General features: G+C 38.3%; 16 protein-coding genes and 1 pseudogene. 6 read left to right on the top strand and 11 right to left on the bottom strand.

Annotated elements, in window-relative coordinates:
- Nucleotides 1–278: 278 nt before the first annotated feature.
- Together QL998_RS16740 and QL998_RS16735 are read right to left on the bottom strand one after the other, a co-directional pair.
- Nucleotides 279–2,402 (bottom strand): TonB-dependent siderophore receptor, encoded by a 2,124-nt coding sequence (locus QL998_RS16740; RefSeq protein ID WP_290193106.1) that lies wholly within the window; start codon nucleotides 2,400–2,402, stop codon nucleotides 279–281.
- Nucleotides 2,403–2,621: 219 nt separating this feature from the next.
- Entirely contained in the window at nucleotides 2,622–3,800 is a 1,179-nt protein-coding gene (locus tag QL998_RS16735; protein ID WP_290193105.1) for a DcaP family trimeric outer membrane transporter, read from the bottom strand.
- A 441-nt stretch (nucleotides 3,801–4,241) separates the two neighbouring features.
- On the opposite strand from QL998_RS16735, the gene acs reads away from it, so the two are divergent.
- Nucleotides 4,242–6,182, top strand: coding sequence for an acetate--CoA ligase (acs, locus tag QL998_RS16730; RefSeq protein ID WP_039486744.1), 1,941 nt, complete (start codon nucleotides 4,242–4,244; stop codon nucleotides 6,180–6,182).
- A gap of 104 nt (nucleotides 6,183–6,286) precedes the next feature.
- Complete coding sequence (locus QL998_RS16725) at nucleotides 6,287–6,937, top strand: response regulator transcription factor (protein ID WP_007584799.1); 651 nt, start codon at nucleotides 6,287–6,289, stop codon at nucleotides 6,935–6,937.
- Between the two features lie 101 nt (nucleotides 6,938–7,038).
- On the opposite strand, the gene purU is transcribed toward QL998_RS16725, so the two are convergent.
- Nucleotides 7,039–7,869: a formyltetrahydrofolate deformylase gene (gene purU, locus QL998_RS16720; RefSeq protein WP_024597310.1), complete on the bottom strand. Its 831-nt coding sequence runs from the start codon at nucleotides 7,867–7,869 to the stop codon at nucleotides 7,039–7,041.
- Between the two features lie 206 nt (nucleotides 7,870–8,075).
- On the bottom strand, nucleotides 8,076–9,962 hold the full coding sequence (locus QL998_RS16715; protein WP_290193104.1) for a hypothetical protein: 1,887 nt from the start codon (nucleotides 9,960–9,962) through the stop codon (nucleotides 8,076–8,078).
- A 311-nt stretch (nucleotides 9,963–10,273) separates the two neighbouring features.
- On the opposite strand from QL998_RS16715, the gene QL998_RS16710 reads away from it, so the two are divergent.
- From QL998_RS16710 to QL998_RS16700, 3 genes are all read left to right on the top strand, one after another.
- Nucleotides 10,274–11,251, top strand: coding sequence for a DNA topoisomerase IB (locus QL998_RS16710; protein ID WP_165743865.1), 978 nt, complete (start codon nucleotides 10,274–10,276; stop codon nucleotides 11,249–11,251).
- Between the two features lie 210 nt (nucleotides 11,252–11,461).
- Nucleotides 11,462–12,787: a L,D-transpeptidase family protein gene (locus tag QL998_RS16705; RefSeq protein WP_024604087.1), complete on the top strand. Its 1,326-nt coding sequence runs from the start codon at nucleotides 11,462–11,464 to the stop codon at nucleotides 12,785–12,787.
- A gap of 11 nt (nucleotides 12,788–12,798) precedes the next feature.
- Nucleotides 12,799–13,800, top strand: a complete 1,002-nt coding sequence (locus tag QL998_RS16700) for a D-Ala-D-Ala carboxypeptidase family metallohydrolase (protein ID WP_024604088.1) — start codon at nucleotides 12,799–12,801, stop codon at nucleotides 13,798–13,800.
- Nucleotides 13,801–14,069: 269 nt separating this feature from the next.
- On the opposite strand, the gene pelG is transcribed toward QL998_RS16700, so the two are convergent.
- From pelG to QL998_RS16665, 7 genes are read right to left on the bottom strand one after another with little or no spacing between them, the layout of a single operon-like run.
- Nucleotides 14,070–15,434 (bottom strand): exopolysaccharide Pel transporter PelG, encoded by a 1,365-nt coding sequence (pelG, locus tag QL998_RS16695; protein ID WP_290193103.1) that lies wholly within the window; start codon nucleotides 15,432–15,434, stop codon nucleotides 14,070–14,072.
- On the bottom strand, nucleotides 15,422–16,939 hold the full coding sequence (pelF, locus tag QL998_RS16690; protein WP_165743864.1) for a GT4 family glycosyltransferase PelF: 1,518 nt from the start codon (nucleotides 16,937–16,939) through the stop codon (nucleotides 15,422–15,424). The genes pelG and pelF overlap by 13 nt, the downstream gene beginning before the upstream one ends.
- Nucleotides 16,932–17,915 carry a HEAT repeat domain-containing protein gene (locus tag QL998_RS16685; protein ID WP_182197243.1) on the bottom strand — a complete coding sequence of 328 codons (984 nt, stop codon included), beginning with the start codon at nucleotides 17,913–17,915 and terminating at the stop codon, nucleotides 16,932–16,934. Before QL998_RS16685 ends, pelF begins: the two co-directional genes overlap by 8 nt.
- Nucleotides 17,912–19,210, bottom strand: coding sequence for a PelD GGDEF domain-containing protein (locus QL998_RS16680; protein ID WP_290193102.1), 1,299 nt, complete (start codon nucleotides 19,208–19,210; stop codon nucleotides 17,912–17,914). Before QL998_RS16680 ends, QL998_RS16685 begins: the two co-directional genes overlap by 4 nt.
- Nucleotides 19,207–19,722: a hypothetical protein gene (locus QL998_RS16675; protein ID WP_002958938.1), complete on the bottom strand. Its 516-nt coding sequence runs from the start codon at nucleotides 19,720–19,722 to the stop codon at nucleotides 19,207–19,209. The genes QL998_RS16680 and QL998_RS16675 overlap by 4 nt, the downstream gene beginning before the upstream one ends.
- Nucleotides 19,723–19,736: 14 nt before the next feature.
- Nucleotides 19,737–23,024, bottom strand: coding sequence for a tetratricopeptide repeat protein (locus QL998_RS16670; protein WP_290193101.1), 3,288 nt, complete (start codon nucleotides 23,022–23,024; stop codon nucleotides 19,737–19,739).
- Nucleotides 23,024–25,732 (bottom strand): endo alpha-1,4 polygalactosaminidase, encoded by a 2,709-nt coding sequence (locus tag QL998_RS16665; RefSeq protein WP_290193100.1) that lies wholly within the window; start codon nucleotides 25,730–25,732, stop codon nucleotides 23,024–23,026. Before QL998_RS16665 ends, QL998_RS16670 begins: the two co-directional genes overlap by 1 nt.
- Nucleotides 25,733–26,077: 345 nt before the next feature.
- Here QL998_RS16665 and QL998_RS16660 point away from each other — a divergent pair.
- A pseudogene (locus tag QL998_RS16660) lies at nucleotides 26,078–26,204 on the top strand (IS5/IS1182 family transposase); the annotation flags it as partial.

The raw sequence follows: 26,204 nt of genomic DNA, 5'->3' as shown, positions 1-26,204 counted from the left end.
TTTGAGGAGCTTGGTTTATATCCAATAGAAAAAGTGAATACGGGATGGCTTGCTTTATCAGCGTTTAGGAAATAAGTTGATAAAATGTGAAGGGTACAGGAGCCGTATACGAGGTCCGTACGTACGGTTCTGTGAGAGGGATGAGGCATAAGCCTCACCCTACTCGATGTTATTAAAAACTTAAATCAGGTTAGATAAAATAAAAACGACACATTAAAAATGTGTCGTTTTTTAATTCAATAGAAAAAAATCTAGAGTCTTTAATTAATCAAATATATTTATAATTGCCAGTTTACAGATAGGGCGTAGTTACGAGGTGCACCGTAGTAACCTTGTGCCCAGTACAGGCTGTGCAAATATTTTTCACCGGTGGTGTTATTTACGTTGAAAGTGACTCCTACGTTATCTGTAATTTCGTAAGTGGCCATTAAATCAAGTAACCCGTATGCATCTTGGTGAGTAGTGACGCTTGCAATACCATTTGTATCTTCGACTTGAACTCGGCTAGTTGAATCCTGCCAGCGATAGTTTGCACCAAATGATAAACCATCAACTAAAGGTACTTGGTAGGTTGCGGCCACTTTAAGTTGATTTTCAGGTGTGTAATCTTTAACTAAATCATCACCATCAATAGTTAGGTTACTAAAACTTACACTTGCGCTTAAATCATCTGTTATTCGACCACTTAGTTCAACTTCAAAGCCGTTGCTGTTAATACCATCTGCTGCATAATAACGCGTATCACTAGGTAGTGAGTCGGGTAAAGCTATGGCAAGCCCTTCCTGCTTTGCATCGAAGTAAGCAAAAGTTACGAAAATTTGGTCATCAAGTAACTGTGCTTTTATACCAACTTCACTGCTTTTACCTATTACGGGAGCTAATTGGTTGGCATTAATATCAAGCTCTTTTTGCGGTACAAATGTTTCTGTGTAGCTTGCATAAGCTGATAGAGACTCGTTAAAGTCGTACACCGTGCCAATATAAGGAATAACTTCAGAGTCGCTTCTTGTTTGTTCAACACCGTAAGCACTCCCTTTTGTTTTCCAATCGGTATAACGCACACCAGCGAGCACACTTAAAGGCTCACTTAATTTAATGCGAGTAGATATGTAAGCTGATTTTTGCTCGTTAGTAATATCACTACCATCTAAGCCATCAGCAAGTGTTGCCTCTGGTACTACACCATCCCACGTTTTAAGTGATGGCATATCTGGAAAACCATTGCCTGTAGTGTAATCGTAAAGAGACTGCTCGTTGTAATCCATTTTAGCTTGGCTAACACCAAATGATAGGTCGTGCTCTTGGCCAAATAAATCAAACTTACCACTGGCATATAAATCAAATAAGTCATGCTTATCTTCGTAATCATAACGGCTAGCATAACCTGTTAAACCAAGTTCAGTATCTTTATCAGGGGTGCCGTATACGTAGAACAACTCTGAGTCTTGTTCGTTTTCGATGTGAGCATAACGTGCTCTAGCTACCCATGTTGCCGATAAGTTTTGTTCAAGTGTTACATATACTTGCTCAGCACTGTTATCCCAGTAAGACCAGTCAGCAGCGGTGCTGGTTGATTCGTCGTAATCGGTTGCTGTTCCGTCTGTATAATAAAGAGGTAGTGCACCCCACAGCGGGCTATCTGCGTCTTTTTGTTGGTTAACGTAGTTAACGCTTAATAATGTGTTGTCTGTTAATTTGCCTTCGTAGGCTAAGTAAACAATGGTTTTATCTGTTTCGTAGCGATCTAAATATGAGTCAGCTTTTTGCTTTGTAAATACAGCGCGTACAGCGTGGTCTTCATTTATTGGCGTAGATACATCTAAATCTAAACGTTTTTTATTCCATGAGCCATAAGATGCTGATGCATTTGCCTGTGTTGTATAAGTTGGCTTTTTTAAAACCATGTTTACAGTTGCAGAAGGATTACCAGCGCCAGTCATTAAACCATTAGCACCGCGAACTATCTCTACACGGTCATAAATTGATGTATCAAGACTGCCTTGAATAGAGCCTGAGCTTTGTGGGATCCCTAAGCCATCAACTTGAAAGTTCGTAATTTCAAAACCACGGGCCTTAAAGTAAGTACGATCTGTTTCTATTTGCTCTACTGTTACGCCTGGCGTGCTTTCAAGTACTGAGTTTATATCGTCTAGTGAAAAGTCGTCCATTAGTGCGCGTGAAACTACCGAGATTGATTGTGGTGTTTCTTTAATTGTTAAACCTAGTTTGGTAGCCGATTGCGCTTCTTCAGTAATGTAGTTTTTATGATGCTGACCATATACCGCAATTTTTTCGAGAGGTTCAGATTTTACATTTGCCTCATCAGCAAGTGCATAACCAGATAAAATTAAATAAGTAGCAAAGCTTAGTTTAGATAAACGCAAAACTTGAGGGGACGACATAAGTTTTTCCAGTTAGTTCAAAAGAAGTGCGTAACTTAATCTAAATGATATCGATTTGCAATTGTGTTTAGTGTTTTTATCAATAATAATTCTATTTTTTTGGATTTTAGCGCCACATATAAAGATTTTAGGTACGAATTGATGAATTATATAGAACTCAATCTCGCTTATAAAAAAAGCGGCCTAGGCCGCTTTTTAAAGTAGTTAGCTTTTTAATTATTAAAAAGAGTACTTAACAGAAAACTGTAAGCGGTCTAAATCGCCATCAACGCCGCTTTCAGTTTCACGCTCAGCATGCTTTAGCTCAGCACCAAAAGTTAGACGTTTAACCGGTGAGTATAGAATGTTAGCGCTATAGCTTTGGCTGGATTCAGTCGGATCACCAGAAATAGCTAATAAATCAGTGTTGTTATCAGCACTGAAGAATGAATATAAGAAAGTTGAACGCCATTGGCTGTTCCACTTATGCTGATACGCTACAAAGCCAGAAGTTGAATCAATAGCATCTAAATCATCGCCATTGAGTACTGCACCATGGGCTACATTAACACCAACATAACGGCCTAAGCCTTTACCTTGTGTAAGCATAAACTTAAAGTTGTCTTCGCCTAGTTTAACCATACCCGATGCACTAACACCAAATGAAGTTTCATCGGCATCAATAGCACCTACTTTATAAGTAAGTTGACGGGCAAGTGCAGCAACTACTAAATTACCCCAGTCAGCTTTATGGGTATAACGTGCAGTAAAGTCAGGAAGTGAAGCATCGTCGGTTACAGCCATTACACCAGCTTTATTGTCAAAAGTTGTAATGGTGCTTTCTGGGTTTTCTAATGAGAAAGACCAAGCGCCAGTAGTGTATTTAACTTGAGTTTGGCGTACAAACACTGTGCCCTCTGCTGGGCCTATAAAATCAAGTGCTTCAGGTAGTGCGCCAACGTTTTGAAAGTTAGACCATGTTTGGCCAAATAACCAGCCATCGTAGCTAATAAATGCATGACGTACACGTGGAGCGTAAGAGTTAGATACACGTTCATTGCCACCAGGCGCTGATGCTAAAAAGTCTAACTCAATTTTGGTTTTTACTGTTTTACCGTTATCCATTAACGTTGAAGTACCAAAGTTAAAGCGAGATTCACGTGCATGCATATCAAATACAGCATCAGAGTCATTGTCATCACCAACAGTAAGTGTACTTGGTACGTAAAAATCACGACCTACGTTTGAGCCTGCAGGCGCACCCGCTGAATAATCACTCCACATAGCATCTAATTTAATGTATCCGCCGTAAGTAAATTCCGTATCACCAATTTTTGCGGCAGTCGCTGCATAAGCAGTGCTTGTTAGTGCACATAGTACAGCGCTTGCTGCTAATGTTTTTAATGGGGTAAATTTCATTGTGGTGTCCTTTATAGGCTACTTGTTGTTTGTTGCTTTTTTTTTCATGTAAGGTTGTATTACTTGCTACTAGTATTTCTTACGAATAAAAAAGGGTGTTAGTTTGGCTTCTCAATACACATATTGTTTTCATTCGTTAAATAAAGCTTTGGTAAGTAATACCGCAAATATCTTTATTAAAGTACACAAACACTTTTGAATATGTGCAATATTTACTCAATTACCTATTGGTCTATAAGACTAAGGTTTTAGAGTTGATTAGTTTGCATTTACTTACATTTAACGCGTTGTATTATTTATGTAAAAAATTGAAAGCAGGTGGATTATAAACTACAAATGAGTAAATTGGAGTAGAGTACAACTAAGGTCTAATACTTAATAAAGTACTGCTGAGTAATCCTTGATAAAAGCTTAAGGCAAGTAATTTAAATGGAGACGAAGATGTCACAAAGTATCTATCCAGTTCCTGCGCATATTAAAGATGCGACTCTCATTGATAAAAATAAATATAATACGCTTTATAAGCAATCTATTGATGACCCTGAAAGTTTTTGGCGTGAGCATGGCAAACGCCTCGATTGGTCTACTCCTTACACTAAAGTTAAAAACACCTCTTTTGATAAAGGCCACATCAGTATTAAATGGTATGAAGATGGCTATTTAAATGCGTCTTACAACTGTATTGACCGCCACTTAAAAACGAAAGCAGACAAAATTGCGCTTATTTGGGAAGGTGATGATCCTTCTCAAAGTGAGAACATTACTTATCAAAAACTTCATGACGAAGTGGCTAAATTTGCCAATGGTTTAAAAAAACTGGGTGTACAAAAAGGTGACCGCGTAGCTATTTATATGCCAATGACCCCACAAGCGGTGTATGCAATGCAAGCTTGTGCACGTATTGGTGCTATTCATTCTGTTGTATTTGGTGGTTTTTCACCATCGGCTATTGCTGATCGTATTAGAGATTCTGGTGCTAAGGTTGTTATTACTTCTGATGAGGGACGCAGAGCAGGAAATTGTGTTCCATTAAAAGCAAATGTAGATGAAGCGGTAGCGCAAGAAACTGTAACCACAATTGAACACGTTATTGTGCATCAATTAACAGGCGGTGAAGTTGATTGGAATGAGCACGATATATGGTGGCACGAGCTAGTTGCTGACTTACCGGCACAGTGTGAGCCAGAGCCAATGAATGCTGAAGATCCTTTGTTTATATTGTATACATCAGGTTCTACTGGTCAGCCTAAAGGTGTTGTACATACTACAGGTGGCTACTTAGTTTACTCATCAATGACACATGAATACGTATTTGATTTAAAAGAAGATGATGTGTATTGGTGTAGTGCCGATGTAGGTTGGATCACAGGCCACAGTTACATTGCGTACGGGCCATTAGTAAACGGTTGTACTCAGGTTTTATTTGAAGGAGTCCCCACTTATCCAACTGCAGGGCGTATGGGCGAAGTAGTTGATAAACACGGTGTTACTATTTTATATACCGCCCCTACAGCAATTAGAGCACTAATGGCTAAAGGTGATGAGCCTACAGCTTCGTCACATCGCGATAGTTTACGTATTTTAGGTTCAGTAGGTGAGCCAATAAATCCAGAAGCGTGGACATGGTATTACGAGAGTATTGGTAAATCTAATTGCCCGATTGTTGATACATGGTGGCAAACAGAAACCGGTGGCATTATGATCACACCACTTCCGGGCGCTACTGATACAAAACCAGGTTCTGCAACACATCCATTTTTTGGTATTGCGCCTGCATTATTTGATGCTGAAGGTAATACACTCGAAGGTGCCGTAGATGGTAATTTAGTTATTTTAGATAGTTGGCCATCGCAAGCTCGAACTGTTTATGGCGACCATGAACGTTTTGAACAAACTTATTTTAGCGCCTACCCAGGAGTTTACTTTACAGGCGATGGTTGTCGTCGTGATGAAGATGGTTATTACTGGATCACCGGTCGTGTGGACGATGTACTTAATGTGTCTGGGCACCGCCTTGGTACTGCCGAAATTGAAAGTGCGTTAGTTGCGCATGAAGCGGTAGCAGAAGCTGCTGTTGTAGGTTACCCGCATGATATTAAAGGCCAAGGTATTTATGTTTACATTACGCCTAACGAAGGTATAACAGTCAGCGATGAATTAACTAAAGAGGTACGTAATTGGGTTCGTAAAGAGCTCAGCCCAATTGCATCTCCAGATATGATTCAATGGTCACCTGGTTTGCCAAAAACACGTTCAGGCAAGATTATGCGTCGTATTTTACGTAAAATCGCTGCAAATGAGCACCAACAACTCGGTGATACGTCAACGCTTGCCGATCCTTCAGTTGTCGATGAACTAATCGAGAACAGATTAAATCGTTAAATGTGCGTTAAAAACTTGATTACAAGTTGATTCTAAACGTAGTATATCGGCTGTCAGTAAAGGTTTAAAACCTAACTGGCAGCCGAATTTATTAGGAGTGAACCATGAGTCAGTTTTTAATAGCGGACGATCATCCGTTATTTCGTGAAGCACTAAAGGGCGCACTGAGCGCAAAATTTGAGGGTTTAGAGGTTTTTGAATCATCCGATTTTGACAGCACACTGCAAGTGTTAAGCGAGCAAGAGGATCTTGATATATTACTGCTAGACCTTCACATGCCAGGTAATGGTGATTTATATGGTCTTATTCGTATTAGAGAAGAATACCCAAGCTTACCAATTGCCGTTGTTTCGGGTAGTGAAGACGCTAATATAGTTTCAAAAGTAATGGGTTACGGCGCTATGGGTTTTATTCCTAAATCGTCATCGTCTGATGATATTGCCAGTGCAATTAACCAAATACTTGAAGGCGATACATGGCTACCAAAAGAGCTAAAAAACAAAGTAGCTGAAATTGAAGGTGAAGACCGAGAAATAGCAGCGCAAGTTGCCTCATTAACACCTCAACAATACCGAGTACTGCAATATCTGCACGAAGGTTTACTTAATAAGCAAATTGCTTATGAACTACACATATCAGAAGCGACAGTAAAAGCACACATTACAGCCATATTTAGAAAACTCGGTGTGTACAATCGTACCCAAGCCGTTTTAATTGCCGCTAAATTAAAGCTCGAACCAATAGAGCAGGCATAATTTACATTTAAAAAGTTATTAGCTTATTTATGAGCAAAAAAATGCCAGCAACAATGCTGGCATTTTTTCATATGTAGAATAATTAAGCAGTTGTATTAATGCTAAGAAAACACCACGGTTTTATTACCATTAATAAATAGCTTATGCTCTGAGGCAAGTTGAAGTGCTTTACAAAACACAGTTTTCTCTACATCTTTGCCCATTTTAGCCATCATTTCGGCGGTATTAGCATGTGTAACGCTGGTTACATCTTGCAAAATAATAGGACCTTCATCAAGCTCATTATTAACAAAGTGAGCGGTAGCACCAATAATTTTTACGCCGCGCTCAAATGCTTGATGATAAGGTTTAGCCCCTATAAATGCTGGCAAAAATGAGTGATGAATATTAATTATTTTACCTTCAAATCGACCCACAAATTCAGGACTTAAAATACGCATGTATTTGGCAAGGCCAATAATATCAGGGTTGTAGCTGGCAATTAAATCACCTACCTTTTTATCATGCTCGCTACGGGTTAATCCTTCGTGCGATACAACATGAAACGGCACACCAAACCCTTTAGCTAGCGGCTCTAAATCAGCATAGTTAGCAATTACAGCGAGTACTTCAATATTAAGAGTTTGTTCAAATTGCTTTAACAGCATACCACCTAAACAATGAGCTTCTTTAGTTGCCAGTAAAACTACTTTAGTTTTTGCGCCGCAATGTAGCGCAAGTTTAGCGCCTTGTGGCAACAGTGCGCGTAATTGATCTAAAAAGTCGCTTTGTGGCTCACCTGTAAGCTCTGTACGCATAAAAAATCGCTGCGCGTCTTTATCTACAAATTCGTTGTTACGCGTAATGTTTAAATTATTTTTATGGCAAAGCCCTGTAATTTTAGCTATTAAGCCTACATCATCAGCACATTGGGTGGTTAGTATATAGCTCATTGTCCTCATTCTTACCCTGTAATTAATCCTTTCATTATTTGTGTTTTGGCACATAAAGCAAGGGCTTTGTGAACTAATCCAATATTAATCATGTTGTTGAGTGCAAAAGAGGTAATAAAGTTAAAAAGTATTGAATAGAGGTTAAAAAAAATGCCACCTAAGTTAACAAGGTGGCATTAATAAAAGTTATCTAGGTTTGAGGTTAATTAACCCTTGGGCTCGGGAGATAAGTTTTCTTCTTGTCTTAAATATCCGGCAGCTTCTTCATCATCTTTCGCTATCGCTTGCTGAGTAGGTATAGCGCGCGTTTGTTGGTTTAGTTGATGTATTTGTGACGCATTACCTAAATCACGCTCACTGGTGATTGAGGCGATAGATTCACGGTCTTTCAAGAATGAAATAACGTCTTTTTTGATTGCTTGTAATTGTCCTTCGTCTTTATGCATTTCCATAATATGGCGAGGATGTTCAAGGTTTTTCATACCTGTTGCTGCAAACGTAGTAGAAACAACACGAGAAACAATAATCCAAGGCGTTATGCTACTGCGTACTAACGTATTTTCTGAGCGAGTACTATCGTGAATACCCGTACCAGTTGATATTTTAGACTCAGTAAATGTGCCTTCGCATTTAAAATACACTAGTAGTGATTCAAATTGCATTTCAGCAAAGAACAAATGAGCTGTGTTTGTAAGCAATTGCGCAAATGCTTTAATGAGTATACCAATTAGTAATAAGTGAAAGCTTGTCATTAATAGCTCACTAAATTGAACAACATGTTGGTTATTAAATGCTTGTTTAAAGCTACTAATATTTGCCGCGTCAACGTAATGATAAATATTGATAAACGAATACGCTAAAAATACAGTAAACGCCAACGCTACAATATAAAGTAAGTTACCGCTCACTAAAGAAATTAGCCTTGCTAACGAGAAGTTTTTACCTAAATCCATTGAGTGCAATTTAGGCTGAATTTCTTGAATCATTTCACCTTTAAAACCGCCTTTACCTTCAATTTGTTCTTGAAGTTTAGGATCTAATTCTCTGTAAACTCTGTTAGGTACCTCTTTATAACGACGATTAGCCATTACTAAGTTATCAAGGTTTATAAAAATTTCGTCTGGATGAACAGACTCTTGCCAGTTTTCACGTAGTTCTGATACTTCAGCCGAAGGTGTAACTGCATTTAAACGCGCTTTAATCATAATGAAAGCAATTGCGCAGCTCAGAGTAGCTAATACAATAATCGCAATTAAGTACATGCCAGCATGAAGACTAGGTAGTTGTTCAATCCAGCCATCTATTTCTTGTTTGCTAATGTGTTGTTCTTTCATCAACCATGACATAGAAAGACCAATAGCGATTGGTAGAATAAAAGATAAAGAAATAATTTTAGCGAGTGCACCGGTACCAAGTGCTTCAATATTTTTTTCAGCGTTTCTAGAAATAGGTTTACCCGTAGAGCGCCACGAAAAAAGCACGTAAAACATTAATATTGCACTATAAACCGGAAATGCTAATTCCCCAGCTTCACCGGTAAAGCCCGACAAAGATACAAATGCAACAAGGCCATAAGCAATAAGGGCGACAAAGGTGCTTACCCATGAGCCAAATAATCGCTGGGCAACATTTCGAATAGGATATGGTAGGAATAATAACTTAGGGATTAAGCTGTGAAGTAAGCGTGATAAAAAACCATTAGGCTCTTTAAATGTACTGTTTTTACGACCAACCAGCATTTCTTCAAGTGATTGCGCTGTGTAGGCTACTTCTTTTTGTTCTTCTTGAGCGGTTGATGCTTGCGATTTACTGTAGTTATAAGCAAGTGAAGTTGGGTGGTTTCTACCTACAAAGTATTTAAGTGTTGCATAAATACCTGACGATAGTGAGCGAATGCCGAATGCTAAAATAAGCATGCCAAACACCATTAAAATCCAACCTGCGGTTGTATCTTCTTTCACAGAGCCTGCAGCAATAACAAGTAAACTAATACCTGCTATAGACTCAATGAGTCCTCTTAATGCTGTTACTTTACCTTCCAGTTTGAAGGGGTTTTTTAGTCCAAGATCAATCGATCCATAATCAAAAGCCATTGAATTCTCCATTTAAACAGCACCCCAATTGCAGGGGACAAAGTGTAATTAATCTGAACTTAGGATAATAAATCTATCTCAAGTAGCTTTTTTAGCGCTAAGTGCATCGAGTTTAATCGTAATAGACTTGTTGCTGGCGCGTAAGTTCGACCTACTTTTACGAAAACCTAAATAGAATTATTAATATATATTAAGTATTTATAATTGTTGTTGGTTTTTTATTATATATCAATAATCTTGTTCAGTTTAAGGTTATTTTAAAGTGATACATTTTATATTCCGACGCATGCTTAAATATAACTGGAGGGTTAATGAAGCTAATTTATGTAGACGATAATTTACCAGGGATCACTCGTAAACTTAAACAGAAAAGTTGGCTTTACTTTGATCCAATCGGTAAGCAAATAAAAGAGCAAAATGTGATTGATCGTTTGAATGGATTGGCATTTCCGCCAGCCTATAAAAACGCTTGGTTTTGCCCAGAAGAAAACGGACATATTTTAGCGACAGGATTTGATAGTAAGGGGCGAAAGCAATACCGCTACCATCCTGAATTTAGGGCGCAACAAGAAGCAAAAAAATACCAAGCATGTGGAGTATTTGGTAATAAACTCCCTTTGTTAAGAGCGCGTTTAGAAACAGACTTACAAGGCGATGAGCTTAATATTGAGCGCACTTTAGCGGCAGTTGTAAGACTTATGGATTTAGGTGCATTGAGAGTAGGTAACGAGCGTAACGTAAAGCAAAATAAAAGTTTTGGTGCTACAACATTACGAACACGCCATGCAAAACTCACGGGCAAAAATATTCAGCTAAAATATCGTGCCAAATCAGGTAAAGAACGTGAAGTAAATATAACCGACAGGGTGCTTAGCCATGTTATAAAAGACTTGCAAGATTTACCCGGGCAGCATTTATTTCAGTATATAAATGAAGGTGAGCGCACAAATGTAACATCAAGTGAAATAAATCAATACATTCAGCAAATAATGGGCGAGGAGTTTAGTGCAAAACACTTTAGAACTTGGCGAGCAAGCGTTATTGCATTCAAACAATTAGCTAAAGCTAAAGGGGCGCTTACTTTAAAAAGCATGCTTGATAGCGTATCTGAGCAACTTGGTAATACTCCCGCTATAGCACGCAAATCTTATGTGCATCCCGATTTAATTACGCTGTGTAAAGAAGATGAAGATACTCAAACTGCGTGGAGAGAGTCCCTTTCATTACCACGAAAAACAAAGTACTTGAGTCGTTATGAACGTGGTTTTTTAGCTTTTTTAAAAGATTAATTGCCATAGCAACTTTACACACTTGAGCATATTAATTACATATTCTCTAATTTAATTTATTAACGTTTAGAATAAGGGTTTTTAAAAAGTCATTAAATTTCAATTGTTTATTTTGAAACTTTAATTTGGCATTACCGTTGCACCTCCAGAGTACTACTTAGTGGTAAGTACAAAAGCATTTATCAACGATATTTAGCGAGGAGGTACACAGTGAAGGGGTTATTTTCAAATCAAGCGCTTACTAAAGCAAAGGGCTTTACTTTAAAAACTGCATTGTTTATTGGCATGAGCGGCTTATGCTCAGCACCAACACTCGCTGCCAATGAGCTTGAAAGTGTGGTACTCGCTAACTCTTCACTAACTACTTATAACTCACAAAATTACATGCAAGCTGATGACACCTACTACTTTGACCAATATTCAGCGCAGTTAATTGAACGTACAGAAAAAGCCATTAATTGGTATCAAGAAATAGTTAACAAAGGTGGTTTTACACACTTATATAACGATGAATTGCTTGAACTAGGCAGTAATAATAAACAGGTGAGCTTACTTGCACAGCGTTTATATCAAGAGCGTGACTTAAAAACTAATGTGTGCGACGAAGCTATATGCACGTTTGATAAAGATATAGAGCAAGCTGTTAAGCAATTTCAAAGCCGCCATGGTTTAAAAGTTGATGGCCGAGTGGGTAAGCGTACTTTTGCATCGCTTAATGTGCCCGCACAGCAAAAACTCGATAAATTAAAACTTAACTTTTATAGAATAACTAACTTTGCAGGCGCAAGTGATGAGCAGTATGTGTATGTAAATATTCCTGAATACAGCTTACGATTTGTAAAAGCTGGCGATGTAAAATTAAAAAATAACGTAATTGTAGGTAAACCGAGTTGGGAAACACCTGCATTTAGCGACGAAATAGAAAAGTTTGTAGTTAATCCTGAATGGCGTATACCCACCTCAATTGCCACCAAAGAAATTGCTCCAAAGGTAGCCGAGGATCCTGACTACCTTGTAAAAAATAATATTGAAATTAGAAAAAACAGCTACCTAGACTCACAAACTGTTAATCCAAGCAACATTGATTGGGATTCTATTAAGCCGTACCAATTTGATCACTTTTTAGTAAAACGTGCTGGTGAAGAAAACCCCCTAGGGGAAGTTAAGTATTTATTCCCCAATGCCGAAGCAATTTATGTTCACGATACACCAGCAAAACACCGTTTTAGCCAAGCAAACCGAGCCTTATCGCATGGCTGTATAAGAATAGAAAAGCCTTTTTCGTTAGCGCGTGAAATTATTAAGCACGAAGGAGAAGCGCAAACACTCAATAATATGGACAGCGCACTTGCTCAAAACAGTACTCAGACGTTTTATTTAGATGAGCCTCTTCCTATTCATTTAGTTTATTGGACTGCATGGGTTGACGAAAATAAGCTGGTTAACTTTAGAGATGACATATATCAACGCGATAAAAAAGCACTATTAAAAAATGATGAACAGTCGGTGATTGCCGCTTTGTTAAAAAATAAATAATGAGAGGGTTTATGCAATTTATTCATTATATTTTTATCGCCATATTCACAATTATATTTAGCAATAGTGTATTTGCTGCAGCGCCTACAAAGCCTGCACATCAGGTAGTTGATATAAAAAACAAAGCCAACTTTGAAGATGCAGAATTTAGCCTAAAAATTAACGACATAGTTATGCCATATTCGGTGTTTTCAGTATTTGTAATGCCCAAAGAGCAAGTTGAGTTTGAAGTGCTTTTTGCGCAATCAAAAAACGCTTACACGCTAATTAATACTCAAGGGAAATCTAAGCTTACAAACACCAACCGCTGGCAATGGCAAGCACCCAAAGAGCCCGGTTTAACAACGGTAATTATTGAGTCGCCCGATAAAAAACAGCGTATGAAAATCAACGTATTTGTAAAAGTACCGGCAGACAATGTTGAAGGAGGAAAGCTCAAGTATTACCACATTGGGCACTATCCTAAACCTTCACAGATTAAAGACGCTTCATACTACATAGTGCCCGATGGCTTTGTTAAGGTAACGCCTGAAAATGAAAACGTAAAAATATCACCTCACTTTTCACTAAAGGAATTTGTTAGTAAGCAGCGAAGTAAGTACCCAAAGTATTTATTTTTACAAAATAAGTTGTTACTTAAACTAGAAAAAATACGCAAAGAACTGATTTTAGAAGGTATACCGGTTAGTAATATGGTGGTTATGAGCGGTTATAGAACTCCGTACTACAACAAATCAATTGGCAATGTAAAACTTAGCCGACATGTATTTGGTGATGCTGCCGATATTTTTATAGATAACGATGGCAACTACCGTATGGATGATATTAATAATGACGGTAAGCATTCAATTGGTGACGCTAAAGCGATGGCCGATATAGTGGAGTCGTTAGCTAGACGTGAATCATTTAAAGGTTTACTAGGTGGTTTAGGTATTTATGGGCCTAAGTCGCACAGAGGAGCATTTATACATGTTGATACGCGTGGCTTTAAAGCGCGATGGGTGAGTAAGTAATGGCAGCGTCTACGTCATTTAGCATAATGCTAAACCAGTTAAATCTAATTGTACGAGAGATTAGCTAAGCCAAGGTAGCTTGGTTTTTATAAGCCCTTTGTTTATTAACATTTTATATCTTTACTGAGCTAGTCTTTTTTGCTTTAAACTGAGGCGCTTATATGAGCTATAAACATGGTGTGTATCAGCCGCTTTCCAATAATTAATTATTTTAATTTTGTACGAAAAGCTTTAAATATAAAGGCTGCATAAGCAGCCTTTATATTGTGCTATTGCAGCATAAACGTTTCGTATTCTAAATCTTCAAATTGTTTAGAAAGCCAAAATAAGCCAACAACAGAGGTAATAATAGTTGAGAGTGCAAAGCCGTAACCATAAAACTGCGGCCCAAAAGCGATTGATAGCAAAGTTAAAACAACGTTTATTACCAAAAATAGCCCCGCTAAAAATAGGACGGTTGAGCGTTTATCTAAATAAAACAAAATATTTAAAATAGACAAAAATATAACTTGTACACCCACACCAACTACATCAATAAATAAAAGCGTTTTATAGTTTGGATCAATACCAATAAAGGTAAGTATTTGCTCGCCCCATAATAATAAGCAGGCAACGGTAATACCTTGAATTTTAAATATATCGTATAAACCGGCACGTGCAGTTTGGATCATATTGTCTTTTAAATAGTAAATTTCTTCTAACGATGAACCCTCTCGAATAGCTGTGTAAAAACGGTCGTATTCTTCTACAAAGTCGGTTTCCATTTTTACTAAAAATACTGCCATACCGGGAATAATAGACAAATAGGCTAAAAATATAGGCAAGTCGTAAATTGGGCTGGCTCTTAACGTGCCAATAATTTGAATTGATGTGCTTGGTGAATACCAAAAAATGATTTTATCAGCCCACACACCAATGTTATAAAACAGACCACAAAAGAATAGGCTGTAATACACTTTTTTATTGCTTAAAAAGTCAAAGCTTATAAGTTTTTCACCTGGGTAGCGGCGAATAATCATAAACAAAAAGCTAAAAAAGAGCAGTGCTTCGCCTGCAAAAAACGCAAAAAATAAGCCGTCTAACTGCCAGTCTCTTAATAAGTATGCAAGTAATACCATAAAGGCGTAACCACTTAGCATGGTTATTAAAATTAACCGGTATTCTTTCATACCTGATAGAAAAATAGCGCCAAGCCACTGATTACATAAGCTTACAAAGGCACCTAAAATTATAATCTTAGTAACAACGGGTATAGGGAGCATAGGCCATACAGCCAAGCTTACAAATAACGCGGCTATTGTTGTTATAAGTTGCGCACCAAGTAAATTAGGCAGTACCTTTGCCTCTTCTTTTTGAAAAAATAAATCGGCAATAAATCGAGTTAGTAATAACTGCAAACCACCCGTTAAAATAAGTGAGGCGGCCATCATGTAGGTAACAAGCGTTAAAAATTGAATAATAAGTACTTTAGGTAATACAATTCCCAAACTTAAAATACCAATAAGCATTAACGCTACAATAGAGAGCAGCCAAGGGCCTGAGCCTATTAAACCTGCGTAGCCGTATGCTTCAAAAACTGAGAGCAGGGTATTTTTTTTGAGAATTTTTCGTATCTCAAAACCTATTCCAGCCATGCTATTGTATCCTTATAAAGTTTATCGTAACGGGCAAACATGTGGCTCTCGTCATAAAATTTTTGTACGCGGTCTAAACCACTTTTTTGATACTCAAGCCAAGCTTGCTCATTTGTTAGCATGTTTGATATTTGCTTTGCTGTGTCGTTCGGAGAAGCAATTGGGACAACTTCACCGGCTTTACCTAACGCTCTATCTTCATCGGTTCCGCCTTCGATTATTTCGCGGCACGAGCCAACATCACTAGCAAGTACAGGCACACCAGCCGCCATTGCCTCTAAAAGCACTAAAGGCTGCGCTTCAGAAATCGAGGTTAAAGCTACAATTCCGAGCTGAGGCAAAATTTTAGTAATATCTTGCATACCTAAAAACTTAACACTGTTTTGTAAATCAAGGCTGCCTACCAGTAGCTCACACTCTTTGTAGTATTGTGGATCTTCTTCGAAAGGGCCGATGATCCAGCCTTCGACCTCTGGTAATATCGATTGCGCTTCTTTAATCGCACGTATAAAGGTTTTAATATCTTTTATAGGCACTACACGTCCAATTAACCCAACAACCGGTGGTATCTGTTTTGGACGCTGATCAAGCGCTTCAATAAAGCGCACTGTTTTAATGCCATTAGGCACAACAAATGCTTTTTCAGGTGCTGCACCATCTTTTATTTGGCGCTGCCTGTTACCGTCGTATAGCGAAATGATCTTATCTGCTTCTTGGTATGTTGTTCGGCCAATTTGCTCAAAAAAGCTGATCCACATACGGCGAATAAAGCCCATCTCGGTATTTAATTTTTTACCTAGGCTTTGTTCTGACTCTTTGATCCAACTGGCTTGAATAAGATCTATTTTTCTCTCTTTGGTGTAAATACCATGCTCGGTCAACAAAAAGGGAGTATTACTTATTACACTGGCGCCAGCTCCTAAAATACCCGCATACCCGGTAGATATTGAGTGAATAAGTTTAACTTTAGGAAGCCCTCGTGCAATTTCGGCTATTTTAAATAGCGGCTTATATAAATTGCGATATGACCAAAAAAAGTCAATAAAAGAAGATTCATCACAAAAAGTTGAATAATAATTAGTGAGTACTTGCCATGAAGATTCACTATATAAAAAGTCGGCTTCATTAATACCGTCTTTTTTAGCTAAAGTTTCAAATGCAAACTTTAATAATTCAGTCGGGATTGGCTCGTTACAATCTCTAAAATAATTTTGTAGTTGCTGCCAAAAATCAAAGAGTTCTTTTTTATATTTAACCCCATGCTTAGCTTTTATTTCAGAGGTATCATTTTGTACTAAATAATGAACATGCAGCTTGGTAACGTTTTCAGGCAAGGTATATTGAATCTCGCCATAATGCTCTGGCGCTCCACCTATAAAAACAAGCTCAAAGTTATAATGAGGTAACCCTTCAATTATTTGATGAACCCAGCTAGATACGCCACCACGCACATAAGGGTAAGTACCTTCTAAAAGCAGTAAAATGTCTGCATTTTTGTTACTCATGCCAATACTCCTGTAAATGACGTAATTCACTGCCCTTAGGTTGTTCTGGGAGTTCTTTTAAGTAGCGTTTACAGTCGTCAAACTTGTTCATACAAAAGGCAACTTCGGCTTTATAAGGGAGAACATGACGCCTTGCCATGCCCGACTCAGTTGCTTTGAGTAGGTACTCATGGGCTATTTCGTATTTGTTTAAGGCTAAAGATATACGCCCTAAAAATATAAAGGTTGCAGGTGTTTTTACGTGCTCAATACTTTGCTGTGCAAGTGCTTCGGCTTTTTCTAAAACGTATTTACGAAGCGCACCTTGTGCTAAACCTAAGTAGCTAAGTTCCCAATAAAGTTCGGCTAGTTGTTTTTGTAAATTACTTAACTTTGGCTGCTTAGTCGTAATGGTTATTTCTTGCTGGTACAAACTGATTTTTTCGTTGAGTTTGGTTTCTTTACCATCAAGGGTTGAGTAGGCGAGTAAGCGAATATCATCTTCTAAATCTTTAAGTGCTAGCTTTAAAATAGGAATAGCTTGTGAGTCACTCATGTGACGAGCCGCCATTACGGCACTTAGACGTTTATTTGGTTCACTAGCATGCTTCAAAATTGCTTTAAGTCCGCCCATAGAATAGGTCGGGTTTGCTGATATTGCTCTGGCTTCAAAAGGAAGCTCAGGTATTTTATGCTCTTCAATTTCTATGTCATCGTTTTTGAGTGGTTTACACAGAGCAAACGTAAGCGCTACTACAACGCCTATAATTCCAAGTACAGGCAATGTAAACAACAATAAAAACATGAGTAGTAAAGAGCTATAGGGAGTCGTTTTGTATTTTTTAGGTATCAGGAAATAGCTAACAAAAGCAAAAAGAATGCTAGCAATAGCATGCAATAGTATAGCTAAAAACCAATTAGGTGTTTCCAGTACTTCTATTAGTGCAAAGTACTGACAAATACACCCTAAAATAGCCGCTACAATAATTATAATCATGAAAGTGAAACCAATCTCTTTATGTCATCTGAGCTTATTGGTAGTGCAAGTTGTTGCTCAATAACAATATCAAGCTCAGCTAAAGTGCTACCAGTGCGCTCTTTACACCAAGTGTTCATTCGGGCAATAAAGCCTGCTTTTTCAAGTTCATCAGCTAATGGCATTAATAGCAGTAATACCTGATTTTTATCATCATATAAATAAATGTCTAAACCACGACGGGCTTCACTTAAATAACTCATAAGTTGAGTCGATTTATCAGTAATATTGTTGGCTTTTATTTTTAGTAGCTGCGATGGAATGTTGTATCGTTTTGCTTCTTTATTTGCGCGCTTAACTTGGCGAATAAAGTATGGAGACTCTTCATACGTCATTACTGGGTTTGTTATTTCATGACGAAGTAAATCGCCTATATGCCCAGCCATTACAGCAAGTAATGTTAGAGTTGTATTTTTAAGCGCAAAAAATTGTATTCTTTCAACCAAAATAGCGCCGTAAATAGTATTGTTTACGTCGATAAGTGGGATTGCCATATGGTATTTACTTATACCCGATGATGCTTTTTCGTCTTTTACCGATACTAATTCTTTTTCTTCGATCATTGCTAATATAAGAGGATCGTTTTTAGCTATTGGACTCATATTACCTATAGAGGCAAGTGGTGGCTCTAAAACACTGTCGTTTTCAACTTTATATAACCCCGCTCTTTCTAGCGAACCGTACTCAACAAACAAGTCGATTATTTTTTGCGCTGCGCTATCAAGTCTTCTTTCTTTTAATAGCCCGATAGAGGTTCTTACTGCTTGTAGTGATTCACGTAAACTTAACGTATGGCCAGCTAGCATTTGCTCAATTCTATCGTGAGATGAATTAATTAAATGATACTGACGAGTAAATGTTTCAAGACGATCTGTTACGTACTCAAGCTGAATACTTTGCTGCTGATTAGTACGCTCCCACACATCTCTAAATTCGCCAGTGATCATAATTACAATAATATAGCCAATCATAGCGTTAATATTGAAGTCGCTTTGCGGTGATAAAATATTTGCTTGAAGTAAAAAAAGTTGGCCAACAAGCAAACATAAAATACTAATAAAGCCTTTTGAAAAGCCATAGCGTAAAGAAACTAAAAGTGGGCCAAGTACAGGCCACGAAAACCCTCCCTCAGTCCAAAATGGGTCCTGTGCGTTAAATAATACAGGCAGCCCTAAAGCAAGCGCGGTAAATATAAATACCTCAGCCCATATTTGTAGCTCAGGAACGTCTCTTGGTCTAAGGAAATGTGTTTTCACTCACTAACCTCTATATAAGAAATTAAATCGGCAATCACATCTTGTGCTGTTGCTGCAATGCTATCGCGGCCCCAGCCACTTTTAGCAATAGTACCCGTCCAAACTGGTGTGGTTTGTCCATTTACAGTGAGTGATAATGTAAGTGCAACAACAGGTTCGCCATCAAGCCCTGCTTTATAACGCCACTCTTCAATGCTGCCTGTTAGTACATAGTCAGCTTGTTGAGTGCTTAACCATTGCATAGCATTGTCTAAACGGTATTGATCATCCAGCGGTGGAAGCTCTTTGCTGTTTACGCGAGGTGCACGTATTAGAGTTGGTAATTTATTTTGTTGCCAAATACTGGCTAAAATATCTTCAGCACGCTCACCGGCAAGCGGTGTTTGAGCATGATTAACAAGCGGCATTAGTGCCACTGTTTTCGAAGGGCTAAGCTCTATATCATCAGCAACTCTGCTGGTGGTACATGCTGATAATAGTAATACCAAACACGGTATAATTAAACGAAACATACTCTCTCCTAACATTAAAAATGTACGTAATAACCTAATTGTAATTGTGTATCTGAGTTACCCACTTTATTACTACTTTGGTAACCCAGCTGTAATTTAAATAAATCATCGCCCAGTACAGACCAACCTGCGCCACTTGAAACTGATACATCTACTGTATCGTTAAGTGTTTGATAGCCAGTACTTATATCAAATAACCACGAAGGGCTTGCGCCTAAATAAGGAGGTTCTAATGAGCCAGTTGAAGCAAATGAGGTCCCTAGTGCAAAACGTCTAAATGGTTGAAGGTCAACTCTTAGCGGTCTTCTGCTTGAATCTGTATTGATTAATGCATTAACACGTTCAAAGTCTTGCCATTGCGCACTAAAATAAGCGTTCCAAATTGGGCGGTCTTTTAAAATGCTGTATTGGTAACGAGCATTATATTCTTGGCCGTTTATTAGTGAGCTGCCATCGCTTCTTCGAGAAAAAGACATCGCTGCTGCTGATAGCTGTACGTTTTGTCTACCATCAATATTGTAGTTAACATAGGCCGTGGCTTTATCTAGCTGAGCATAGCTAAGTAGTGCTTCTGATTGGCGGTTTTCAACATTATATTCAAGCTTTAAACCTACCTGTGTACGCGAATCCCATTGATAACGAGAGTCTATGCTAAGACCTTGGCGGCTAGCTAAGCTGCCTTGGTGCGAGTCTATTTTTGCATCAAAATACCAACGACCAAATGTCATTTTATCTTCTATTGCAAACAGTAATCCGTTGTTATCAAGGTTTTGCTGATTACTTAAACTTAATTTCCATTGCCCATTAGCATAAGGAAAATAAACGTTTACATCGTACTGGCTACTGTTTAAACCAGCCTCTGGCGATAGGTTTATTTCAAGCGCTCTAAAATAGGATGCGCGTGCATTTCTGAGTAAACTCAATTGCGATTCATTTGCCTCGCCAGTGAGTTCTTCGTACCAACGTTGCATGGTGGCATAGGGTTGTTTTAAATAGAGTAGGGCGTTTAGCTCATCTAGTTTGCTTAGTGAACCTTCAGCTATAAGCTGTTTCGCTTTATTAAATTCGCCGTTGGTCATATAAAGTTGTAGTTTTTGCCATGGCTCTAATTTTTGTGCAGCCCTGCGCGCTAACCACCAGTTTGTTAGGGGCTCACCAATAGTGTCGGGGGCAAGTTCTTCCATTGTGTTTAATTGCATTAAATGAGGAACAGCCATCGCGCCCGCCCAGCGGAACATTAGGCCTCTGTATGCATATTTATCTTTAGGTAAGTGTTGCAGTAAATAGTGATTAAGTTCAGCAGCATTTGCATAATATCCAAGTTGTTTCATTACATCGGCTAAGTTAACCAGTGTTGTTAAGTCACTTGGATCTGCAATGGCTAATTTACGCAAATAAAAGTAAGCACTATTATATGATTTTTCATAAATAGATAGGCTAGCTAAGAGCTGCGTCCACGCATAGGAAGTGTCGCTTTGAGAATAGCTCGTTAAAATGCGGCCAATCATTACAGTGTCATGCATTTGCAGCGCTAACCAACCTTGTGCAAGCACAACATCAGAGTCATATTCGCTTAATTTAGCAGCGCGGTTTAAAGTTGTATAAGCTGAATTTAAATCACTTTGGTTTTGATACCAATTAGAAAGAATTAACCAAGCAGGATAGAGAGCTTTATTATATCGTTGTTTATCAAGTTCAGCATGAATACGTGCAACTGATTTAGCATCATTTACTTGTGTGCTTAATAATGCAATTTGAATCAATTGACGGTCAGTTTGCGACTCACTTTTCCATAAATAATCAAGAAGCTCCTGAGGCCTACCTTCAAAGCGCAATTGTTGGTAGTGCAGCATGTCGCCTACGCTTAAAGGGCTTATTTGTTGTAACTGCTCTAATGCATATAGCTCATGAGCTTTGTCTTGGACTCGCATTGCCATGTCTACATTGGCACTCCAAAACTCATCGTCAGAACTTTCATGTTTGTTTTTTAGTACTTGCAGAGCTATAGAAAAGTCATCTTCTAGCCAAAATGCGCGGGCAATCCAAAGTAAATCTTCTTCATTTTTAGGCCCTTTATATGTAGGCCACAAGCCCCTTAAGGCTTTTAAATTACCAGTATCGTGAAGCACTTTTGCTTTCCAGTATTGTGATAATACACTTTTACCATTTATTTGCTCAAAGCGTTCAATATTGTTTAACTCTTGCTTTGTGTTACCAATAAATTCGTTAGCTTGCATCCAATTAGCAAAACCATTGCCTTTCAGACTTCTGTTTTGCGCCTTGTATTCGTATATATCATTAGCATCTTGGTATAAATATAAAGCGGTGGCATCGTTAATACTGTCGGTAAGCATCGCAGGAGTTACTGCTTTGTTAGACATTAGCCATTTAAATTCTCGAAGAGCTTCTTTAGGCTTGTTTTGCCAGCGCTTTATCTTCCAATTTAATAAATGTAGCTCTTTGTCATCTGGGCTCTGTAGTAATAACTGTGCAAGTAATTGTTCTGCCCCTTTTGCATTTCCATTTGCTAAACGCAGGTGCATTGCTTGTGTTAAGTACTCGCTGTTATTTGGCTCGCTCTTTAATAAGCTTTCAATCGCTTGAGCTGCATCTTCTGTGTTGCCAGCCAAGTTTGCTAAATAAAGGGTGCGTTTAACATCGGCTTTGTCACCGTAGGTGTTCCACCATGCATAAGCTTGAATCGGATTATTTGCGCCAAGTGCAGTTTCAATCGCTTTAGCTGCAATGTCAGCATTTATATTTGTTTTATAAATAGCGAATGCTTTGTCAGGTTCCCCTGCGCTTAACCAGTAATCGGCTGCAAGGAGTGGCTGTTTATTTTTTTGATAATACTGAGCAACTTTTGCGTTTAACCCAACGGCTTTTGCAATTGTCAGTATTTGTTCGTTCCAATTTTTATGAGCTCCTATTTTTAATGATAGCTCTTCAAAGCGGTCGTCAACTTTAGCACCACTTGCTAGCCATAATGAGTAAAGCAGCTTTATTTCAAGTGTTGCTTTGCGCTCGCCCCTAGGTAGCTTTTCAAGCTCGTTAGTGGCTTGTGAATACTCACTAAGCCCTATATGTAGCTCAACCAATTTAGCGCGAAGCTTTTCGTTGTCGGGCTCTGTATTGAGCGCTGCATTAAGGTAAGATTTCTCAAAGGTATAATCTTGTGAAAGTGCATCATCTTCAAAAAATAAAGTATGGGGAAATAACGCATAAAGTGCAAAACAACTTACAGCTAGTAACGCTAATATTGTTTTTATAGAAATTAACTGAGGGCGCTTTTTAGTATTCATTATAGAGCAGATCCGTTGCAGTTAAGGTAACCATAAAATTGACCTTTTGGCAGATTAAAGTGCGTCACATTAGTGCGTGTTACACCTTTAAAGTGTTCACCCAAATTAGATACAAATTCGCATGAGCGTGCATTAATTAAATCAAGTGAAGCGGGCACCCATGCTTTAAAACTAACCGGTCCGTTAACTTGCCAGTTATCAATAACAACATTTGCAGACGCTAAATAAGGTTTTTTACTATTTTGGCTATGATCAAAGCTAAGGCGAGCTATGTTATTTATAATATGTATGTAGTCACCTTTTTCAGTTACACCAGATACACCTTCACTTTGAGCTATGTTTGGCACATCAAAATCGCTAGGTTTGCGCAGAGTGCGAATGTACTTTGAGCTAAATAACCATTCATTATTACTGTTTTTTGCAAGTGCAGAAAAGTAAAAATCTTTTGCTACTTTTGCATAGTGGCTTAAATGCACCGGTGTATTTGGCCTTGCTAAAACATAATCAATGTTGTGTTTAAGGGCGTCTAAGCCCGCAAGAACTTCACCTGAATAAAAGTGATAATAAATAGTGTAAGGTTTTAACCTATATGGCTTTTCTGTTATTTCGAATGTTTCGGTTAAGCGTCTAAAGCCGTAATAAGGGCCATGCCATAAGTTTGTGTAAACATTTTCATTTAATATGGGGGCGTAAATTTGATACAGCAAATCTCTTTCAGGGCGACCGATAGGGGAGATGTGAGAAAGGCTTGGGTTATCAGCATTTACATCAGTATTACCACCGTTGACATTTAACACGCCAGCGTCACGAGCAAGTTCAAGTGCTTTTGGGCCAGGTGTTGCATCACCAGACCATAGCATCATTACTGTTTTTTTATTTTTAGGTGCGAGCTTGTCATTAATGTACTTTATCGAGTCGGTAATTTCTTTTTTAAGGCTAATTGTGTTGTAGCCAGGCACGTCTAGATGAAAACCGTAATCTGTGTCGTCTTCATCTATTTTTTTCCGCCCAGATAGGGCTGTCCAAAAATAGGGGTGACTATAAGTGTGTGAAGCAACTTCTACGTAAGACAAGTTAAAAATACTACGCGCAATGCCTTCGAGTTTGGCACTTTGTTTAGAATGAATACCGCCTTCTTCAATATCAGCTTGGATCACTGATGACGTTAACGGTAGTTTGTAGTGTTTAATTATTTCGTCTCGAATTACTTCTGCTGAATAAGGCTTACCTGCGTAGTGGGCAACACTTGTAAATCCATCTCCATCGATATGCAAAGTAAGCATTCGCCTGCCGCTTTCGGTGGTTGTATCTGGCACTAATATAGGTGGTAACCCCATTGCTTGAGTAAGCAATGTACGCGGATCAATAACCCATTTGCTGCCTTCCATCGGAAATGTGTCAATTAACCAAGGAGCGGCCACGACTGCACCATATTTAGTTTTAGCCGCTTGTAAAATACTTATATTATTAGCAGACTTTATTGTTATTAGAGGAGTCGCATCAGTTGCTAATTTAAGTAAGTATGGTTTAACAATAGGGGGAGGTTTTGTTGACTCCCCTTTGAGCCAAGGTGCAAAGCTATCTTGTTTATATGGACCTTCAGGTAGTGTGTTTAACGACTCAATACCTAAGCTTAATAATAATTTAGTTGATTGTGGTAACTCGCCTAAAATGAGTTCTGGTACAACACCTAAATTAGCTTCAAGCCAATTGTTTAGTGTTGGTGTGTAAAACGTATCGCTTGTGGTCCACGAGATAATACCTGCATGCAAGCTAGGATCAACTAAAGGTAAGTCGCGCTTTGCCATATCTATGTAGTCAGGTATATATCCCAAATACTCAATCATGGTCGCTAGTTTTAAATGTACGGTAGTGTAAATGAGTGGCTTTACGTTACTGTTGTACGGAATGAGGATGCGTCTTGGTACTGGTGATATAGTTGATGTACCCCATGTTTGTAAGTGTCCATCAGTTACCCAAGGGGTAAAACCTGCCTGCTTAATTTTTTGCGCCATAGTAAGACGGTTGTCAGGCTGTGCATAATCAATAACTTGTACTTTAAAACCAAGCTTTTGTGCCGTTTTTAATTGTGCACTTAGCCAAGCTTGATCGTTCTCGGTGGTTAATTTGTAGCTATTATTGATTGGGTTGTAATGGCTATATAAACCTTCAGCCACTAAATCGCTGGCTAAACCGGTAAGTCTAGGTAGTAACTCAAAGCCTCGGTTGAGGATAAGGTGTTTATTAAACGTGCCAGACAGACTCTTTATAATTGCGACTAAGCCATTTTGTTGATCTGATTTACTGTGCTTATCATCTAAAAGTTGATAGCTGTCTAGAGTATCTAAAAACAAGCCACTGAAGCCTCGTGCTTTTAAAGTAGCTGCGTTATTTTGCACATGTTGTTGCCAATGCGTAGATGTTAAATCGGCAATGTGGCTATTCCAATTAGGGTTAACTGCGAGTGAAGACTCACTTTCAATAAACGACTCACCAACACTTAAATAAGCATAAACAGCTATGTCACGCTGTTTAAACCAATTGAGTTCGTGCTCAGTCACAAGGTCAGGCTGAACTACAACGCGAGAATAAAAGGTCATTTCGGCTAATGGCATCGGCGCTGAGTAGTAAAAAGCGATACTATTATTTACAGGCGTTGCGAATGCGTGAGCCGACACTAAAAGTGCAAGGTATAAAATATACTTCATTAATAATTCATTTTTATTAGATTATAACTGTGGCTCAAAGTGATGCGTTCCGATTTTCTAGTTGTTTGGTATTAGTAATATAGGGTTGTTATATGTTAATGGAAGTTTAATATCTATATGTTCATTATTTATATGAACCTAAAATCAATACTAACATGAGTCCTGCGTTAACTCATTACATAGCTGGTGATTAGTCGTCTTAGTACGCTATAAAATTAAGTTTAGATCAATGCAGCTGCTAGAACTTTAAATCTCTAGGGCGTGTTGATCTTTGTGGTATGAAAAACAAACAGCATGAAGATAAGGTATAATTGAATTCGCCAGAAAACTTTACACCGAACCTACATGCCAAGATTAATGTTAACAGACGGGACATGGAATGTCTTATCAAAAGTAATGTACTTAAGTGGTCGAATTTATAATAAGCCCGACCATAGAAAAACGCTCGAAGGCATACTGTATAAGATGCGCA

Source organism: Pseudoalteromonas sp. APC 3691 (assembly GCF_030408135.1).
Taxonomy (GTDB): Bacteria; Pseudomonadota; Gammaproteobacteria; order Enterobacterales; family Alteromonadaceae; genus Pseudoalteromonas.
The sequence above is the reverse complement of the archived record's forward strand: the minus strand, read 5'-3'. Positions and strand labels throughout refer to the sequence as shown.

Bases quoted from the DNA above. Each gene is read 5' to 3' on its own strand.
- pelF (WP_165743864.1), bottom strand. From the start codon at position 16,939: ATGAGTAACAAAAATGCAGACATTTTACTGCTTTTAGAAGGTACTTAC.
- QL998_RS16710 (WP_165743865.1), top strand. From the start codon at position 10,274: ATGAAGCTAATTTATGTAGACGATAATTTACCAGGGATCACTCGTAAA.
- purU (WP_024597310.1), bottom strand. From the start codon at position 7,869: ATGAGCTATATACTAACCACCCAATGTGCTGATGATGTAGGCTTAATA.
- QL998_RS16715 (WP_290193104.1), bottom strand. From the start codon at position 9,962: ATGGCTTTTGATTATGGATCGATTGATCTTGGACTAAAAAACCCCTTC.
- QL998_RS16665 (WP_290193100.1), bottom strand. From the start codon at position 25,732: ATGAAGTATATTTTATACCTTGCACTTTTAGTGTCGGCTCACGCATTC.
- QL998_RS16735 (WP_290193105.1), bottom strand. From the start codon at position 3,800: ATGAAATTTACCCCATTAAAAACATTAGCAGCAAGCGCTGTACTATGT.
- QL998_RS16725 (WP_007584799.1), top strand. From the start codon at position 6,287: ATGAGTCAGTTTTTAATAGCGGACGATCATCCGTTATTTCGTGAAGCA.
- QL998_RS16675 (WP_002958938.1), bottom strand. From the start codon at position 19,722: ATGTTTCGTTTAATTATACCGTGTTTGGTATTACTATTATCAGCATGT.
- QL998_RS16700 (WP_024604088.1), top strand. From the start codon at position 12,799: ATGCAATTTATTCATTATATTTTTATCGCCATATTCACAATTATATTT.
- acs (WP_039486744.1), top strand. From the start codon at position 4,242: ATGTCACAAAGTATCTATCCAGTTCCTGCGCATATTAAAGATGCGACT.
- QL998_RS16670 (WP_290193101.1), bottom strand. From the start codon at position 23,024: ATGAATACTAAAAAGCGCCCTCAGTTAATTTCTATAAAAACAATATTA.
- QL998_RS16685 (WP_182197243.1), bottom strand. From the start codon at position 17,915: ATGATTATAATTATTGTAGCGGCTATTTTAGGGTGTATTTGTCAGTAC.
- pelG (WP_290193103.1), bottom strand. From the start codon at position 15,434: ATGGCTGGAATAGGTTTTGAGATACGAAAAATTCTCAAAAAAAATACC.
- QL998_RS16740 (WP_290193106.1), bottom strand. From the start codon at position 2,402: ATGTCGTCCCCTCAAGTTTTGCGTTTATCTAAACTAAGCTTTGCTACT.